Annotated in this window: 21 protein-coding genes and 1 pseudogene; 12 read left to right on the plus strand and 10 right to left on the minus strand. The window is 41.6% G+C overall.

Translation table 11 applies throughout. From position 1 onward, the window contains the following. Positions 1 to 4: 4 nt before the first annotated feature. The 6 genes from MKHDV_RS00410 to MKHDV_RS00430 all read right to left on the minus strand — a co-directional run bounded on the left by MKHDV_RS00410 (position 5) and on the right by MKHDV_RS00430 (position 3,261). Entirely contained in the window at positions 5 to 229 is a 225-nt protein-coding gene (locus MKHDV_RS00410) for a hypothetical protein (RefSeq protein WP_160711123.1), read from the minus strand. Beyond that, entirely contained in the window at positions 229 to 675 is a 447-nt protein-coding gene (locus MKHDV_RS00415; protein WP_160711125.1) for a hypothetical protein, read from the minus strand. The genes MKHDV_RS00410 and MKHDV_RS00415 overlap by 1 nt, the downstream gene beginning before the upstream one ends. An 11-nt stretch (positions 676 to 686) precedes the next feature. Next, positions 687 to 920 (minus strand): hypothetical protein, encoded by a 234-nt coding sequence (locus MKHDV_RS00420; RefSeq protein ID WP_160711127.1) that lies wholly within the window; start codon positions 918 to 920, stop codon positions 687 to 689. 78 nt (positions 921 to 998) lie between these two features. Further along, complete coding sequence (locus MKHDV_RS19065; protein ID WP_256369998.1) at positions 999 to 1,127, minus strand: hypothetical protein; 129 nt, start codon at positions 1,125 to 1,127, stop codon at positions 999 to 1,001. Between the two features lie 347 nt (positions 1,128 to 1,474). After that, positions 1,475 to 2,539 carry a hypothetical protein gene (locus MKHDV_RS00425; RefSeq protein WP_160711129.1) on the minus strand — a complete coding sequence of 355 codons (1,065 nt, stop codon included), beginning with the start codon at positions 2,537 to 2,539 and terminating at the stop codon, positions 1,475 to 1,477. Between the two features lie 128 nt (positions 2,540 to 2,667). After that, the gene (locus tag MKHDV_RS00430) at positions 2,668 to 3,261 is read right to left on the minus strand and encodes a helix-turn-helix domain-containing protein (RefSeq protein ID WP_160711131.1); all 594 of its coding nucleotides are present in this window, start codon (positions 3,259 to 3,261) and stop codon (positions 2,668 to 2,670) included. 29 nt (positions 3,262 to 3,290) lie between these two features. On the opposite strand from MKHDV_RS00430, the gene MKHDV_RS00435 reads away from it, so the two are divergent. The 7 genes from MKHDV_RS00435 (at position 3,291) to MKHDV_RS00465 (ending at position 6,497) form a co-directional block, all read left to right on the plus strand. Next, on the plus strand, positions 3,291 to 3,539 hold the full coding sequence (locus MKHDV_RS00435; RefSeq protein WP_160711133.1) for a helix-turn-helix transcriptional regulator: 249 nt from the start codon (positions 3,291 to 3,293) through the stop codon (positions 3,537 to 3,539). Between the two features lie 46 nt (positions 3,540 to 3,585). Next, complete coding sequence (locus MKHDV_RS00440) at positions 3,586 to 4,041, plus strand: hypothetical protein (protein ID WP_160711135.1); 456 nt, start codon at positions 3,586 to 3,588, stop codon at positions 4,039 to 4,041. A 3-nt stretch (positions 4,042 to 4,044) separates the two neighbouring features. Beyond that, entirely contained in the window at positions 4,045 to 4,269 is a 225-nt protein-coding gene (locus tag MKHDV_RS00445) for a hypothetical protein (protein ID WP_160711137.1), read from the plus strand. A 561-nt stretch (positions 4,270 to 4,830) separates the two neighbouring features. After that, positions 4,831 to 5,136 carry a hypothetical protein gene (locus tag MKHDV_RS00450; RefSeq protein WP_160711139.1) on the plus strand — a complete coding sequence of 102 codons (306 nt, stop codon included), beginning with the start codon at positions 4,831 to 4,833 and terminating at the stop codon, positions 5,134 to 5,136. Positions 5,137 to 5,175: 39 nt separating this feature from the next. Beyond that, positions 5,176 to 5,529 carry a helix-turn-helix domain-containing protein gene (locus MKHDV_RS00455; protein ID WP_216846824.1) on the plus strand — a complete coding sequence of 118 codons (354 nt, stop codon included), beginning with the start codon at positions 5,176 to 5,178 and terminating at the stop codon, positions 5,527 to 5,529. A gap of 184 nt (positions 5,530 to 5,713) precedes the next feature. Continuing rightward, a complete protein-coding gene (locus MKHDV_RS00460; RefSeq protein WP_216846825.1) occupies positions 5,714 to 6,151 on the plus strand; it encodes a hypothetical protein in 438 nt (145 codons plus the stop codon). 40 nt (positions 6,152 to 6,191) lie between these two features. Then, the gene (locus MKHDV_RS00465; protein ID WP_160711145.1) at positions 6,192 to 6,497 is read left to right on the plus strand and encodes a hypothetical protein; all 306 of its coding nucleotides are present in this window, start codon (positions 6,192 to 6,194) and stop codon (positions 6,495 to 6,497) included. Positions 6,498 to 6,718: 221 nt separating this feature from the next. Here the strand turns inward: MKHDV_RS00465 and MKHDV_RS00470 are convergent, their stop codons facing one another. Further along, on the minus strand, positions 6,719 to 6,979 hold the full coding sequence (locus tag MKHDV_RS00470; RefSeq protein WP_160711147.1) for a hypothetical protein: 261 nt from the start codon (positions 6,977 to 6,979) through the stop codon (positions 6,719 to 6,721). Positions 6,980 to 7,109: 130 nt separating this feature from the next. Here MKHDV_RS00470 and MKHDV_RS00475 point away from each other — a divergent pair, with 130 nt between their 5' ends. The 5 genes from MKHDV_RS00475 (at position 7,110) to MKHDV_RS00495 (ending at position 10,560) form a co-directional block, all read left to right on the plus strand. Beyond that, positions 7,110 to 7,679, plus strand: coding sequence for a hypothetical protein (locus tag MKHDV_RS00475; protein WP_160711149.1), 570 nt, complete (start codon positions 7,110 to 7,112; stop codon positions 7,677 to 7,679). Between the two features lie 831 nt (positions 7,680 to 8,510). Further along, entirely contained in the window at positions 8,511 to 9,134 is a 624-nt protein-coding gene (locus MKHDV_RS00480) for a tyrosine-type recombinase/integrase (RefSeq protein WP_160711151.1), read from the plus strand. Beyond that, positions 9,131 to 9,331: a helix-turn-helix domain-containing protein gene (locus MKHDV_RS00485; RefSeq protein ID WP_160711153.1), complete on the plus strand. Its 201-nt coding sequence runs from the start codon at positions 9,131 to 9,133 to the stop codon at positions 9,329 to 9,331. The genes MKHDV_RS00480 and MKHDV_RS00485 overlap by 4 nt, the downstream gene beginning before the upstream one ends. A 4-nt stretch (positions 9,332 to 9,335) precedes the next feature. Beyond that, the gene (locus tag MKHDV_RS00490; protein WP_160711155.1) at positions 9,336 to 9,527 is read left to right on the plus strand and encodes a terminase small subunit; all 192 of its coding nucleotides are present in this window, start codon (positions 9,336 to 9,338) and stop codon (positions 9,525 to 9,527) included. Positions 9,528 to 10,023: 496 nt separating this feature from the next. After that, on the plus strand, positions 10,024 to 10,560 hold the full coding sequence (locus tag MKHDV_RS00495) for a hypothetical protein (protein WP_160711157.1): 537 nt from the start codon (positions 10,024 to 10,026) through the stop codon (positions 10,558 to 10,560). Positions 10,561 to 10,746: 186 nt separating this feature from the next. Here MKHDV_RS00495 and MKHDV_RS00500 read toward each other — a convergent pair whose 3' ends face one another. The 3 genes and pseudogenes from MKHDV_RS00500 to MKHDV_RS00515 all read right to left on the minus strand — a co-directional run bounded on the left by MKHDV_RS00500 (position 10,747) and on the right by MKHDV_RS00515 (position 14,746). After that, entirely contained in the window at positions 10,747 to 11,226 is a 480-nt protein-coding gene (locus MKHDV_RS00500; protein ID WP_160711159.1) for an AAA family ATPase, read from the minus strand. Beyond that, positions 11,183 to 13,123: pseudogene (locus MKHDV_RS18785) on the minus strand (AAA family ATPase). Before MKHDV_RS18785 ends, MKHDV_RS00500 begins: the two are co-directional and overlap by 44 nt. A gap of 561 nt (positions 13,124 to 13,684) precedes the next feature. Next, on the minus strand, positions 13,685 to 14,746 hold the full coding sequence (locus MKHDV_RS00515; RefSeq protein WP_160711165.1) for a hypothetical protein: 1,062 nt from the start codon (positions 14,744 to 14,746) through the stop codon (positions 13,685 to 13,687). Between the last annotated feature and the right edge of the window lie 57 nt (positions 14,747 to 14,803).

The raw sequence follows: 14,803 nt of genomic DNA on the forward strand, positions 1-14,803 counted from the left end.
AGGTTTATTGTCCATTCACAGCATTTAATGCAGCCGTCTTCACTATCTTTGAAACCGGAAACGGTTTGCCGCTGAAGCCATAACCGTTGGCTTTGATCATGTGCTTCCCGTCTACAATTTCGCTTTCTTCGCAGGTGATGGCTCTGATCTGCTTGCTTGGCTGCTGGATAATTACCCACGTATCTTTTGGGATAACTTCCGTCGGTAATGGTCGCTGACGTATCTGCATCAGAACCCCAACACCGGATCTGGTTGCCGGAACATGTCGTGAGCAAATTTGTCTGGTGGAATTGCTCCGGTAGCCCACGGGTCTTCAAACAGGGTGTACCCACTGGAAGAAGTGGTTTCACGATGTTTGACGAGGCAGGCGTTGCTGCAAATATTACTGCTAACGCCATGGGTAAATTTGCTGTCACACACGATGCAGCGTTTTTCATCTGTTCCGTGTCTGTTGTTTGCAGCATGGTTTGCCAATGCTGCACACGAACGGGAGCAGTAGATTTGATTTGCACGTTTTACGTAGTGTCTGCCGCACCACGGGCAGCTAACACTACGCTTTATGCGCAGTGCTTTACCTGCGCACTTGCGAGAGCAGTATTTTCCTCGTCCGGCTTCCTTGCGCGCAGGGCGAACATAGAACTCGGTTCCGCATATCTCGCATGGAACTACTGGCATAACATCCTCCCTTAGTTGTCAGCTGGGGAGCACAGGTTGCACCACACGAAACCCTGCCGTGTAGAATAGTTGTCACCAGAGCAGATAGGGCGGCCGCATGTATCGCAGCAGGCAACAACCGGAGTGTTGTTAACTTCTGCAACTTCCAAATGGTATGGGGCTTCTGCCAGATTGTTTTTGAAATGACTTGGCAGATTGTAGACTTTGCACACGCCATTCTGTGTTGTGATGGTCACGCTAATCATATCCTCTCCTTCCAGTTGGCAGGCACGGAGCCGAAGGAAGAACCCCGCACCTGCTTGCCATCCTGAGTTGGTTGAAAACTATATTGCCTCAGTAAGAAGTTCCCCAAGGCTGAGATAGGTCGCAAACACTAGGAGCATTATTCCCGCCATGCAGATACGGTTGATAAAACCGGTGCTTGGTAGTTGCTTTTCGCTGTACTCATTCATGCTGCTTCTACCTTGGTGATTAAGGTGTTGGATTCTCGCGCCCCGTAGGGCGGTTCCGTACATGGAACCGCCGAGCGCACTCTCCAAACAACAGGAGATTATCGGCTGCACACAACAGCCCTACGGTTCACGAAACAAAATCCTTTCCAGTAAGCCGAATCCCGTACTTCCCAGATTGGCACCCAAGACAAGACGGACTAACAACGGTGCTATGCTCGCGTTGCGTTTGGTCTTTTTCTTGCGGCGTAAAGAAAGTATGACTCAAGGCAACTTTTTATGTCAACGAAAAAATGACTCAAGGTAACTCATGATTTAAAAAATAGTGAAGAAAGAAAAATTTAGGATGATTAGTTCGAACTAGGTAAGGCCAGAGGGATAGTTCTATATTTTGGGAGGGTAGCGGCGGCAATAGCTAATGCTTCATGGACAGATTTTGAATTTGGACGTTGCTTACCAATTCCTTCGATTTTAGCGTCAAGAATTTTACCGTCAACAATTTCAACAGAAACTTGTAGGAACGCCGTTTGCGCTTTTTTTTGATCAACAGCTGCGTCTGTAATTCTTTTTAGTTCTTCTCGGTCATCAGGGTGAAGACCAGCTGTTGAAGCCCAAACGATTCTTTTATTAATCTTAATTTGAATTGTTTGCTTGTCATAGTTCTGGCAGTCAATCTTGTAAGCGCCATCTAGTTTAAAAGGCATGCTCTCAATTGCTTGTTCTTCAATTTTGTTTTGCTGAATTTTAAAACGAAGTTCCTGCCCAGATACTTTAGGTGCAGCACCAATTTTAAATGTTCCGGTATCTGAAATAATACCTGCTATGGCATTTGGGGTTTTAGAGTTGTTTTTGGCTGCATTAATAGCCTCTTTTACGATAGGGCTTTTTTGGGCGGCCAGTTCAAGTTGACGAATTGCAAATTTAGTATCTTCCACCTTAACGACAGAAAGATAATCTATGTACTTTCCTCCAAGGTTTGTAGCAAGGTGAGTTCCACAGCCTAATGCAAAGATGCCTAGTGCAAGTTTTAGAGCTTTCATTTTTTGCTCGGGGGCAAAGTTTTTCATGAAACTATCAAATGCACGAATCGCATTTGTGACCTCTGCGATTAATGATCCTTTCCGGAGTGTTGCTTTAATAACTAATTCAGGGTGGTATCGGAGAGAGTCGAGGGTTATCTTTTCGCCGGATATCTGGTTGTAAATTCCTAAAAAATCTTCTTGGATGGCTGTAATTAATTGGCTGATTCTATAATCAACAATGGTAGGGTCTTTGAAGTAAGGGTCATCGATTGTTATCGTAAAAGCTAAATTGCTATCAATAACAATATCATCAAAATGAACTGTTCCAGCTATGTCTGTTAACGTACTAAGTACTAGGCCAAAAGGTGTTTTGGCTTGGAAAGTTTTTGACATGTAAGACCCTTACGATCAGTCGGTTTGTTTGTGCTTACTATCTTTAGAGGGTATGAGTTGCAAGTGATGACGTGTTTTTAAACAGCACTGCCCCCGCGGCTTTGGTAAGCCTCCCCCTCGGATGACCCTTACGCTGATCGTGTGCTATCAGCTTTAGCAGTAGCTGTTTTTCTTTCTTGTTCCAGTTTTTTTGAGGCCCTTTTATGAATTAATGATTCTCCGACTTCTATCAGCGTGCAGATTGAAGTCATAATCGTCGGTGTAACTGGCAGCTCACCGTTAAAAACAGCATTAATTTCTAAAGCTTCAATTCCTGTTTTTTCAGCTATGTCTGAAATGGTCAGATCAGTATCTTTTGCAAATTCTACAAGAACATTTTTTATGACAAGGTCGTATGCTGTAATAGTTTGAATTTTCTTTTGTGCTTTTGCCGTGTTGCTAAAAAGTGTCTCATAGGGAAGATTTAGTGCGTCGGCATAGCGCAACATTGCTCCGAATGTAGTTCTTTCCCCACCTCGTTCTTCGCTAATCCAGCGTGAGACGGATTCTTTACTAACACCAAGCAGTTTACCAATTTCTTTTTGTGTGTGCCCTTTGGCTCTGAGGTTCATCACTTCTTTCATGATAATCCCCCATGCGTAGGCATTTTCTGGGTCGTACATAACCATACGATCTTTTTTACGTTCTTTTGAGTTGTCTTGTGGCAATTTTTGGCTTTGCATGTGAGGTGACTCATGGTATCTTTTTGTTTATGAAAAATATTATCGAACAATATCGGCAGAAAAGGGAACTAACTTTTGCAGCTCTTGGTCGAAGTTGTGGATTAACTGCTGCAGCCGTTCTTCGTCACTGCAAGGGAGAAAGAAAAATCGGTGGTGAAGCTGCGCTTCGGTATCATATAAAATTAGGCATTCCGCTTAATGAGCTGAGACCGGAGTTGTTCGCACAGGGAAGCCCGACAGGGATAACTCACTGTAGCAGCCTGAGTCAAAAAGGGTAGGCGAAATTTATTATAGAACTGTCTACCTTTTAAGGGAGCGTAGAAAGTGCCCAAGAACAATATGCAGCCGTGGGAATTGATGATTGATGCAAAGTTAGTTCTCGGAATGGGGCTGCTGAAAAAGATTTTTCAGGTTGGAGAAAAGCAGCTGTACAGGCAAATGCGCAATCCTGATCTTGATGGAGATAACGCTCGGCCTGTGATCGATAGGGTTCGTGTGCTGCTGCAAAACCTGCACGAAGTGGGCGGTGATGAAACCGCCCACGCAATCTTGCAGTTTTTAGCTTTGCCAGCTGGCTACACCTGTCTGCCCATAGAGCAGGGTTGCCCTACGTGTGATGATGTGAGGGCAGAGTGTTTGGAAGATTATCCAACTTTGGTGCAGCTGCACGAAGCCGTGCGCGATGGGCAGGATATGCGCGCGGTTCAAACCCTGCTGGATGAGCATGTGGATGAAGTGCGGCAAACTGTGACTTTATATGAGCAAGAGCAAGGAGAGTAGAAGATGACTATGAAGTTAACTGACTTGATAAAGGAAGTAGAAACTGCTGCGGCAGAGGCAACATGTGGTGAAATACATTGTTCCTCGGAAGGTAACATGTATGTTGCCTGTTTTTCCGTAACGGCAAATTTAGACGACGATGGCAACGTGTCTTCTGGCCTTGGCGGGAAATATGCCGCAACAGTTCAATTCAATGTGATGAAGGTTTTGGAGCAGGCTAGATCGTGATTCCGTTTTTTTTTGCAATCTCTTGTAGCAATGCGTTGTTTTTTCTTTCGAGATCATATGTTGCAATGATGCGACAGATGTTTCCATTTTCGTTAAATTTGCACTCTTCTACCGTGCATTCATGATCTCCAGTTCGAGTGTGAGGATTAACATAACCGTTTAGGCCTGATCGGCTGGGGAGGATTGTTTTAGCAAAAGGACATGTTTTAGACATACTCATGGGTGGTTCCTTGTTTGGATTCGGGTTTGATAGTCTGCCTAACTTTTTAATAAAAAAAGAAATTTTATCCAAGGAGAAAATTTAAAATAACAGTGTGGTGACAATTGCAATGCAGACACATTGCAGGGGTATGTGTTTAGTCTGCCGTTATCTACTCGGTAGCCTGCAAAAAATGCTAGTGAGCTTGTAGGAATATATACGTTGTACAGGTTTTGCTAAACATATGAGTGAAGTGCAGAAAAAAGTCCTTTGTACAACAATAGCGTTGCAGAAAGATAACTTTAGCCTTGGGCAAAAATATGCAATCCCCTTAAAAATCGAATTAATTTAAGGAGAAAGATATGAACGAAAAAGCATATGCATGGGCTTGGAATCAGGAAGTTGAAAGTGCAGAACAAAAAGTTTTGCTGCTGGCTTTGGCTTTTGAAGCGGATGAACACAATGTGTGCACCGTTTCGTATGAAGAGCTTGAAACAAAGACTGTGATGGATAGGTCATTACTTTCAGGAACAATTGAGCAACTTAAAATAATGGGCAAGATTTCCATTGCGGAAAGTTTCAGTACTGAGAAGGCAAACTTTATGTGCCAACTTGTCGGCGTGCAGGATGTTGATCAGTGGACAAGGATGGTAAACAGGGAAAAGTAATTCCCTGAATTTTGTAAGGACAGGAAGGCGGTTTTACTAATGAGTTTTGACGCAATGCGCTGGGTTTGGAGCCTACAAATTGTAAAAGGGACAGACAAGTTTGTTCTTCTATCTATGGCAGATAGGGCAGACGAACGGCACTGCTGTTATCCTTCGATGAGTAGGCTACAGTTTGACACTGGCTTAAATATTAAAACAATTGAGGCAGCACTGCGCCGATTAAGAGATGCCGGAATAATACAGAAAACAGGGCGTAAAATGGGCCAAACAAAAAGTACGCCCGAGTACCGATTAATTGGTGTGCGTGGGCGTGAAGAAGCCTTTAAAGAAACGAAGCACATTTGTAAAACCGCCACCTTTTCTGAACAGAAAAAAAAAGCACCCCCAAAATAGGAGTACCCCCAAAAACGGTGCACCCCCAATTTTACCAACAAGCTACCCCGAAATAGGGGGTGGGAGCTCCCCCAATTTTACCGAGAAGCACCCCCAAAATAGGGGGACAGAACCTATCATAGAACCAATCAGTAAACCTATCACTGAATCTTCCACTTCTTTCCCTGTGGGTGAAAGTTTTCCGTTGGCATCAACTCAGCAAATAAGTCAGCAGCAAATAATTTGCACTTTGCCGTTGAATGACGGTTCTGACTTCGAGGTGACTCAGGGCTTTGTCGCAGAGGTAGCTCCGCTGTACCCAAACGTGGATGTGGTTCAAGCATTAAGAGCCATGAAGGGGTGGCTTATTGGAAACCAGAAGCGCAGGAAGACGCGCAGGGGCATAAAGGCGTTTATTACTGGGTGGCTTTCCCGTGAACAGGATAAGCCGAAAGCAGTTGGGGCGGCTTATGAGCAAGGGCAAGCACCGCAGCCGAGGTCATACCGTGACTGTGTGGACTTGGAGCAGCGGCAGGAGAATGATTTCTTGAATCAGCTACAGGAGCAGCTTGATGGAAAACGTGACAGTGGAGCGAATTCGCTTGGAGCTGGGCAAGCTCAATCTGCGATTACACCCAACTAGCCGGTACCGCGTGGCAGAAATGACCGCGCTGGTGGAGATGATGCTTGAAGACTTAGCGCCGTACCGGATCAGCGATGTGGAATTCTGCGCAGTGATCTCCCGCTGGCGTGTGAAAAACAACTTTGTGCCTACTAGCCGTGATGTGCTCGAGCAGCTGGCAATTGTTCGCGAAGATATGAATTCGCATAAGCAGCTGGCCTTGAACGGTGCACCGGAATCGAGAGAGGAAGTGTTCTCTGAGGAGTACTGCGAGGCTGCATTGCAGAATATAGCCAGCATCCTTGGCAAGGTTAATGCCGCGAGTCCGGCAAAGAATACGCCGCGTCAGTATGGCAGCAGGGTGTAAGTTTTCGCCACCCACGCCGGAATCCATAGGCTGCATCAGCTGGGAACAGGCGAAAGGGTGGAAAGAAAAGTATTCGCACTTGAGGCCGTGCAAGCTAGTTGGCTGGAAATGGCGGTATGTGAGGGATTGTGTAGGGTGTGAGAATACTGTTTTGAAAGATGGGGTGTCAGGGAAGGTGTAAACCTTCCCTGGTTATTAACAAGAATGCATTAGTAAAGGGCCTACTGGAGACTTATTTTCAAAAACTCTATGAGCATCTGAATTATGACAGGGCTTAGATCATGCAGTAGCTTTGCATGATCCTGTCCCATGTTAGCGCCAAGCGTAGCCGCAAAACAAAGTGCATAGCTGCTAAAAAACACCCCTTTCCAAGATTTAAACTTGCTAGGTTTAGCCTTGGTAGTGGCTTCGTCGGCTTTTTCAAGACGTCGAAGGAGTTCCTCGAGGAGCAACTCTTGTTGAGCAATAGAGGGATCTACCATAGTGCTCGCCTCCTATTCTAGATTTCACCTGTTGGAGACAGGGAGTGATAAAAAATGTGCGGAGGTAGTTCTTTTAGAGTTCTATCTATTCTTAAAAATTGAGAAAATCAACTTATAAAGGGAGTTTTAAATGAGCCAAAATTTTCTTCCAGCGCATTTTGCGATCGAGGAGCTTATTCCACCGGTGGCGCTGTTGCCGCAGAACATGCAGCAGGTTTACGCGAGTAATCCGCAGAAGTTGTTTCGCTGCTTTGATCAGCTGGCACTAGTAACGCTTGATCGGCTGCGTAAGCGTTACGGCTCCTGCTTAGTGAATAACTGGAAGGCGTTTAGCCCAGAGGATGCGCTTGATCTAAGTAAAAAGCATATCTTCCGTTTCTCCGGCTTTCGTCCATGGGAGTGTGAAGAGGGCGCGACCTTATCTGAGCATCGAATGTTCCGCGCCTTTGATTGCAAGTTCCGCAACGTTTCACCGGCAGAGATCTGGGCCGACATGCAGGCAAAAACAAATGCGCCGGAGTTTGAACACATCCAGCGCATTGAAGCTTTCGACGGTATGAGTTGGTTTCACTTCGATACCGGCCAGCACGAGCGTTACGGTGAAGCTGTGCGGGTTATTGGGTATCGGGGGGATCGTGGCGGGTTAGGGGAGTATTTAAAAAGGCCAGCTTTCACGGAAGAGATAGAATATATTTCTTGATGAGATTATGACAGCATAAGTTGCAAGAATGAGAGGGAGAAAAAGATTTAATTTTTGTCGGTAAAAATAAAGTTTTTGAATGATGAGTAAATCTTTCTTGATAATGTTTTTTATCGGTAAAATTTGGTGGTGATATGCGAGGATGATTTCATCATCATGATCTTGTGGCCCATCTATATACGGGTTGTATTCGTCGTACTCAGGGTGACGCCCATGCCGGAATTCTTCTAATTCAGCATTTCGTGTTTGTTCAAGTTGTTTGATCTTTTTTTTTATATTTTGGATGAATTTCTTTTTTTATTTCATCATAGACTTCAACAAAATAGTTAAAGGCTAGATATAAGGTAATCATCCCAAGGACGCCTGAAGTTATCGTTCCGCCTTTTGCTAGAACGAACGTAATACAGAACTTTGCGACAGACGTAGAAGTGGTATCAAACATGAATTGAGGAGTGTGGCTCCAGAGAGCGCGGTTAACTATCGCTATGAGTGAAATTATAATTATATTTCTTCGTTGCTTAGCCTTTTCGACGCATGGGTCTATTAAATTGAAAATGGGGTAGGGCATTTGTTTCCTTCCTGAATTAAAACGTTGGTGATGAAATACTCCCAGTTTAACATTCTTAGCAAACATTAATTTCACATATCCACGGGGGGATAGAGGGCTTTGCAGGTATTCTTGAGGGTTCTTAAAGCAGGCTGAAATGTTTCACAGAGTTGATTCTATTCGTAGTCGATCTGTAGATTCTGGATTTAAATTTAATTCAGATAGTTAAGTTTGTTTTGCGTAGTCGGTTACTTTTTCGCTGAAATTTAGGAGTTCGTTGTTTTATGAAGGGATGTAGACCGCTTTCTGGTGTGGAAGTGAGAAGAGTGCTTGGTAGCTTTTCCGGCTGGGAAGAGCAGCGCGATAGAACGCTGTTCCTGCTGGGAGTGACGAGTGGTTTTCGTATTTCTGAGCTGTTGTCTTTGCGAGTGCGTGATGTTGTGCGGAGTAAGCGCGTGGTGAAAGAGATAGAGGTTAAGCGCGCCAATATGAAAGGCAGACACGAAAGCAGACAAATCTATCTAAACCGACAAGCGCAGCAGGCTATCTTGTCGCTGATCCACTCCATGCAGCAGCGCGGAGTGTGGAGTCACGACAGCTTTCTATTCAAATCAAGACAAGGGAAGAATAGCCCCATTACCCGGGTGCGGGCGTATCAGATTCTTTCAACCGCGTTTAGGCATGCGGGCCTGTCCGGAAAGCTTGGGACGCACTCCATGCGGAAAACCTTCGGCAACAATGTCTATGAACATATGCTGAACCTCGTAGCGAAAGGCGTAGGCGTGGATGCTTACCGCGAAACAGCCAAAGCTCTAGGCCACAAAAGCGTGGCGAGTGCAGAAAATTATCTGTCGTTTCGTAACGAACATCTACGGGCAGCAATTGACCAATTTGAGGTGTGCTTATGAGTGCAACGATAACGCTGACAGTCGCACAGGTCGCAGAGCGGTTAGGAATCAGCCCAAAGTATGTACGCAAGCTGATAAAGCGCGGAGAGCTAAAGGCCAGCAACGTAGGCTCGTCACATAAGCCACTTTATAGAATCCGTCAGCAAGCAGTAGAAACTCTTTTAGATGAACGCACAGTAACAGGAATTGAGGAGTAGCGAGATGACAGCAGTAGCACCGGTAATGCTCAAGAACATGCAGCAGATTTGTGAAGCATTCGGCAAGAGCCGCAAGACCATCATCAAATGGCGTACGGAAGGGGCACCGATCTTTAAGGACGGTGGTGTGTACGGGGCAGAGTTAAATGCAGTTGCTAGGTGGTTGGTGGAGCGGGGAAACAAATTTGCCTGTTAGCAATTGTACAGAGATTAAAAAATGCTAAGCCTTTTCCTTGATTTGAAAAGGCTTTTTTGCTTTTGGTTGAGGTGGTTATTAAAAAAGAAACGTGTGTGTGAATGAAAAAAGAGCGTAAGGGCTTACATGTGAAAGGGAGCGAGCGATAAAAGTAGAGAGTAGAAAAAAGTTGCCAGTGTTTTTCTTGTTCTACTTAAGTGGCATGGCGGAAGGACAACATTAAAAAAGTATCTGTAACTAGTAAGATAAAGACAATATAAAGTATTCTAGCCTTTTAAGCTTTTTGTAAATGTTTGTAGATTTGTTATACATCTTCACCGAATAATTTTTGAGGGGATTTGTAATGTTTCTATCACTCCCATCAAGTGCTGAATGTTTTTTAGCAGTTAATCAGAATGTGGCGTTTTAGCCTGAAATAATAATTAATTCTGTTGCAGTTCAAAAAAGCATGAACCACGCTTCGTACATAAAAATTAATAAGTTGGGAGAATAGGGAATGAAAAAGTTAATTGTCCTGTTTATTTTTTCACTGCTATTTTTACAAGGCTGTAGCACAAAAGTGTTTACTACCCATCTGGTGCCCGAAGAAGTTGCCTTCTGCCAGAATGAGACTGATAAGGGATTGAAAAAGATTACTGTTCAATCTCAAATTCCTTCTCAACTGATTATGATTGATGAAAAGAACTTTGCTTTAACGTTGCAGACTACTTTAGCGTTATCTGGTATTTTTGGTAATAAAGTCCCAAAATATCAGATTGATGCAACTCTTGTTGAGTTAGGTTCCTCAGGTGTATCTATAGAGTTTCCAACTGAGTTGAAAGTCCAATACAGAATCTATGCACCAACTGGAGAGCTCCTTGGCGTAAAAACAATTACCACAAACGGTAGAGCAAATGGTTTTGAAGCTCTTTTGGGATCAGTAAGAGAAAGGCTTGCCCGTGAGAGGGCAATTCGATCACAACTTGTTCGGTTTGTGCAGTATGTTATTGAAACGGTTCGTGCGAACGAATTGCGGATGAAGAAAGATAAATAGTTTTCTCGATCGAAACAAAAAAGCCCCTTCGTTTATGCAGAGGGGCTTTTTGTTTGTGAAGGGAGATGAATAAAGAACGTCCCCATCTTTAAAGACGGGGGCGTATATGGCGCTGAGTTAAATGCAGTGGCTAGGTGGTTGGTGGAGCGGTGCACTTAGGCTTTGTTTAGATAAGAAAGAGTTAGCCTACGCAGCTGGTTTTACCCCTATACTTTGGAGCAAGGAGTTATATTGCGGCTCATCTGCGTCTGCAATCTTTTGAAGCACATACTCTGCGGCGGTTTTCATTTCTGGTATACTTATGGGATTTCGTGCTCTGTCAAACTGATCTTCGGTATGAGAAAATTCATTTACTAATCTAAAAACAAGAGCTTTTTCGATTTTTTCTTCAGGAAAGAACCTATTAAATTTGGATTTCCAGTCGTCATTGCTCGGGAATTTAAAATATAGATAGCACTCAAGAAATTTTCTGAGATTGTTACCGAGGCTATGATAGTAGTTGTAATCTTGAGTTTCTGTGTCTTCCAGTGAGCATTTATGTATTTCTTCAAAGAGGTAGTTAAACTCTGTCGCGTGTAGTTTTAAATATTTAGGCATAGGCGAAAGATACGAACGAGTTCCATCATTTTGAAGTAGGAATAGAGATTTTTGATCTTTTTTTTTCACCAAGGGCAGGATTTCCTTTGGGAGGTTTGGTCATTGCCTTTAGGTACTTAAGAAAGTCTAGGTTGTGCGTTGATATGAAAAGTTGCTTGTATGTAGCCTCTTTCGCGATAACTGACTCTATTAAGCTGTAAATGAAAAAGACATGGTTACTGTCTAAACTTGAGATTGGATCATCAATCCAGACGATAGCATCATTGATTTTATCTTGTAGTGAACCTAGTTTTGCAATGAAGTAGCAAAATGCAATGAGAGAACATTCCCCTTCACTAAGGTTCTTTGCTGGAGAATCTCCTCGGTATAAACTAAATTTGGTTCCTTTTTCTTCATCCACACATTTAAGGGTAAGCGAAGAGTGCCCAAAAAAGTTATTTAAATATTCTGTTACCTTCTTCGCTCCTTCTTTTTCGTCACTTAACTGATCTTCTAGTAATTCAATCTCGCTATTCAGTTCTTTAAGATTTGTCTTGTAGTGAAGATACGTTTCTTTCAACTTACCTGTATTACTACATTCATTCTGGAGTTTTTTTTTCTTTTGCTCCAAGTGGACTAGAGGCAATAATCTTAAGTACCTCATTAAATCTTAGTTTTTTTCTTAGCTTTTTTTTTGTTTGTCTTCAAATTGAGCTGACAACTCATTATGCTGTTGCATAATTGATAAGAGCTTTTCTTGCTCAGTTGTTAAGTCTGATTGATTAAACGACGACGAAATTGGATCGAGTGGCTTGAAAATGTTATTCTTGCGTTGAACTAAGCTATCTTCGATTTTTCTTAAAGCGAGAATATAAGCTTGAAATGCATTATTGACATTCTTTTCCTGGGCAGTGAATTGCTCTGCCAAATTTTCAAAGAGAGCTGCTGCTGGTGGGGAAGGAAATGAGTCGAATTTTTCTTGTTCTTTTTTAATTAAATTTATTTGTGAAGAGAGCTCTTCTTGAACAATTTCTACTTCTTTAGAGAAATGATCATCAAATGTTGCCCAAAGTTTTTCGGGAATATCACCGCCGCAAAATACGCATATTTTTCTTTTACCCTTATGGTGTGTTATTCCGTCTTCAACCCATTTGTTTAGTTCAGTATCTTCAGCGAGTTCTTCAATGACCTTTTGAGCAGAGACCTTTTTACACAGCAGAGTATTAGCGTTACTTATTAATTTGCTATAGCTTGAGGGCGTTAGGTCAGGAATATGAAGCTCACCTTTATGTTTCGATTTCAAAATACAAGTTAAGTCATGACTACTTTCTTCTGTAAGGAGGCATTCGAATTTTTCTGTATTGATTTGCTTGAGATCGTTTTCTATCTGTTTTTTTGTGTAAATGCTTTTATCTAGAAGGTGCGGATAATCCTTTTTTAATGCTAATGCACATTTTTTTAAAACATCACCTATCTCTTGTTCTATTACTTTAATGCTCTTTGTATTATCTGAATATTCCTTACTGGCTAGATTAAAATCTTTTGCGATGCCTAATTCATCATTTCCAATTTCTTTGCGCAGCTGATCAATTTTTGATTGGATTTCAACGTTACCTCCCCCCAAAAGTGCAAAAGGTTCAATCTTGCTATCTTCATCTACCAAGAATTTTAAATTCTTATGAATAAAGTCCTTGTTGTATACATATGTGGATAACTTTTCTAAAGGAAAAGCAGTATCGGTATAGTGTTCAGCCTGATCGTCCTGTTTGATTTGAATTGAAATAGATGCTGCGTTGTATTTGTTGAGTATATCTTTATTTGAAATAGAATGTACTATCCTTGATAGTGTAGTTTTTCCTGCATAATTGTGACCATAGATAATATTCATTTTACTGAATTTTACTTCATTTCCATGGTCTGTGACAGTGCTGTTCCAATCAAAATTATTAAAGCATCCAAGATCAATTTTTGAAAATTTTTCTATCATGATTAGCTCGCGATTTTTTGAGTAGTGGCGATTTTTCCAACGTTTGCTAGTTAGTATTCGCTTACGCCTCTTCAATCTTTCTGTAAATATCGCATTGCAAATATGTCATTATGCTGGCTAATTACCTTGCTTTGCGTAAAAAGACGTCCAAGTTGTAAAAACAAGGACGTCTGATCTTTGAAAAAATTTGGAATTTTAGAGTTTTTGTCAGATGGTTGAAACTAGTTTTGAGTCGGCGTCCAGTTTGCCTTGTCCATACCTTTGCCACCTACCGTTCGAGACATATTATTAAAGCCTTTTTCATACAATGATTCGGGTGTTCGTTCTATTTGAATACTATTTGTCAACTTTGCGAATAAGTCGCCAATTGAGTCAATATTATTTGTGTTATTTGCAAGGATGATTTCTACAGTAGTCAGTTGGTCTTGTAATCGAATTAATTCTTTTGAAGTTTGTTTATATGCAGCAAATAAAAGCTGTATGATAAAGATCAATAACGACAGAAAAGCTATCCGAATAGCGACACTTTCCCAGTCAATTGGCTGGTATTCTTTTAAGCGCTCATTGAGTGCATTTACCTCCGTTGCAATTTTTTTTAAGGAGTAGGGGGTAATTTATTTTTTCTCCGGAAATAGAAAGAGTATCGATTTTTTCTAATTCGTTAATGATTTCGGAAGCGGTATTTTGATTAATTGACTGGTTGGACTTGGGTTGCCATACGGTAATGGTTTGTTCTGAACTTGTTGTTATTTTTTTTCGTTCTAACGTTTCAATTTTATGAGGATTTAGATTCGCTAACCTAGCTTTCATTATCTTAGTTTTTATTGAAGCAATTTTTGTATCCAGTCCATCCTGTTCAATGACTTTTGCGATTCTTTCAGTGTTTACGGATCGTGCCGCTGCGTTAATTTCTGACATTACTGAGTTTCCAGCAAAGTTACTGAAAAACCAAACTCCGATTAATAAACTGGAACATATTGCTACGATAATAAAAAGTTGTTTTAAATGTTGAATGCTAACTTGGGACTCTAACCTGAATTTTAAGTTAGCTAGCGATGAACATTCATCCGATGAATGTACTGGGACATTTGTTTTTGAGTGTTGTTTTGTGTTCAAGAAAGATTGAATTTTATAAATAGAGGTAGCAAGCGCGATAAGGAATAATGAAAAAAACGATAGCAGAGTGTAGGAAATTGCAATGTGAAGTAGTAGAGCGGTTAAATTGTAAATTCTGCCTAATTCAAAATCTGTATTGACGTAGTTTGTCATCCATTGAAATAGGTTAATGTTTATATTCCAAATTATGTTGAGTAGGATGAAAAGAAAGAAAAGTGAGAGTGCTTTGTTACTGTGAGAAGTTGTCCAACTAACTTCTTTTTTCTTTATAATTTTTACTAGTATTCTTAATGATATGAGTGATATAATGGAATAATAGATGATAGAGAAGCTTTCAATAATAATTTTATCGTATTCTGTAACATGTGTTTCAAGATTAAAGGTCGGTATATATTGCCATGTAAGACCGCCAGTGGAAAAAACGAGAATGATGATTGTGAGCCAAAATAACGAATTGTCAAACGCTGTCCCTGTACCAATTATTGAAGTTTTTTTTCTATGAAACACGACTAAGCCCTATATATTTCCTAGTGCAAGAGTAGATTCAATTTGCATGCTTCTAGT

This window comes from Halodesulfovibrio sp. MK-HDV (assembly GCF_009914765.1).
Lineage (GTDB): Bacteria > Desulfobacterota > Desulfovibrionia > Desulfovibrionales > Desulfovibrionaceae > Halodesulfovibrio.

Coding starts and splice junctions, on each gene's coding strand:
- MKHDV_RS00490 (WP_160711155.1), top strand. CDS start 9,336: ATGACAGCAGTAGCACCGGTAATGCTCAAGAACATGCAGCAGATTTGT.
- MKHDV_RS00480 (WP_160711151.1), top strand. CDS start 8,511: ATGAAGGGATGTAGACCGCTTTCTGGTGTGGAAGTGAGAAGAGTGCTT.
- MKHDV_RS00465 (WP_160711145.1), top strand. CDS start 6,192: ATGCTTGAAGACTTAGCGCCGTACCGGATCAGCGATGTGGAATTCTGC.
- MKHDV_RS00415 (WP_160711125.1), bottom strand. CDS start 675: ATGCCAGTAGTTCCATGCGAGATATGCGGAACCGAGTTCTATGTTCGC.
- MKHDV_RS00455 (WP_216846824.1), top strand. CDS start 5,176: ATGAGTTTTGACGCAATGCGCTGGGTTTGGAGCCTACAAATTGTAAAA.
- MKHDV_RS00435 (WP_160711133.1), top strand. CDS start 3,291: ATGAAAAATATTATCGAACAATATCGGCAGAAAAGGGAACTAACTTTT.
- MKHDV_RS00485 (WP_160711153.1), top strand. CDS start 9,131: ATGAGTGCAACGATAACGCTGACAGTCGCACAGGTCGCAGAGCGGTTA.
- MKHDV_RS00430 (WP_160711131.1), bottom strand. CDS start 3,261: ATGCAAAGCCAAAAATTGCCACAAGACAACTCAAAAGAACGTAAAAAA.
- MKHDV_RS00475 (WP_160711149.1), top strand. CDS start 7,110: ATGAGCCAAAATTTTCTTCCAGCGCATTTTGCGATCGAGGAGCTTATT.
- MKHDV_RS00445 (WP_160711137.1), top strand. CDS start 4,045: ATGACTATGAAGTTAACTGACTTGATAAAGGAAGTAGAAACTGCTGCG.
- MKHDV_RS00470 (WP_160711147.1), bottom strand. CDS start 6,979: ATGGTAGATCCCTCTATTGCTCAACAAGAGTTGCTCCTCGAGGAACTC.
- MKHDV_RS00450 (WP_160711139.1), top strand. CDS start 4,831: ATGAACGAAAAAGCATATGCATGGGCTTGGAATCAGGAAGTTGAAAGT.
- MKHDV_RS00410 (WP_160711123.1), bottom strand. CDS start 229: ATGCAGATACGTCAGCGACCATTACCGACGGAAGTTATCCCAAAAGAT.
- MKHDV_RS00495 (WP_160711157.1), top strand. CDS start 10,024: ATGAAAAAGTTAATTGTCCTGTTTATTTTTTCACTGCTATTTTTACAA.
- MKHDV_RS19065 (WP_256369998.1), bottom strand. CDS start 1,127: ATGAATGAGTACAGCGAAAAGCAACTACCAAGCACCGGTTTTATCAAC.
- MKHDV_RS00425 (WP_160711129.1), bottom strand. CDS start 2,539: ATGTCAAAAACTTTCCAAGCCAAAACACCTTTTGGCCTAGTACTTAGT.
- MKHDV_RS00420 (WP_160711127.1), bottom strand. CDS start 920: ATGATTAGCGTGACCATCACAACACAGAATGGCGTGTGCAAAGTCTAC.